This is a genomic window from Candidatus Hydrogenedentota bacterium (assembly GCA_016791475.1).
GTDB lineage: Bacteria > Hydrogenedentota > Hydrogenedentia > Hydrogenedentales > JAEUWI01 > JAEUWI01.
Genome location: JAEUWI010000410.1, coordinates 1 through 542, shown reverse-complemented (window position 1 = coordinate 542; position 542 = coordinate 1). Strand labels below are relative to the sequence as shown.

1 protein-coding gene is annotated in these 542 nt (G+C 62.7%); it reads right to left on the bottom strand.

Going from position 1 to position 542, the window contains the following annotated elements; all coding sequences use genetic code 11:
- On the bottom strand, nt 1-529 hold a 529-nt coding region (locus JNK74_29960; protein MBL7650395.1), incomplete at its 3' end, for a DEAD/DEAH box helicase.
- Between the last annotated feature and the right edge of the window lie 13 nt (nt 530-542).

Sequence of the window (542 nt, the reverse complement as noted above, 5' to 3'; positions counted from 1 at the left end):
AAAAAAGCAGGTTCTGGCGGCGGGCGGGCAGGCGGTCGAGCAGGCCGGTGAGTTGCACGCGGAAACCGAGGTTGAGCATTTCGTCCACCTCGTCTATGACCAATTGCCGCACCGACGACAGCAACAGGAAACGGCTCAGGGCCATGTCGAGCACGCGGCCCGGCGTGCCCACGAGGATGTCCACGCCCGCCTGCACGGCCAATTTCTGGGTGTTGATGTTCACGCCGCCGTACACGGCCAGCGTCCGCACGGACATGTACGTCGTGAGTTTCTGTATTTCGCCGGCCACCTGGATGGCCAGTTCGCGCGTGGGCACGAGGATGAGCACACGCGGGTCTTTTTGTTTGGAAAACGCCAGTTGGCGCAGGATGGGCAGCAGGTACGCGTAGGTTTTGCCGGTGCCCGTTTGGGCGATACCGACCACGTCGCGGCCCGACATGACAACCGGGAAGGCCTTTTCCTGAATTGGCGTGGGTTGAGTGAGGCGGAGGTCGCGCAGGGCGTTGAGGAGCGGGGTGCTGAGGTTCAGCGTATCGAATGTG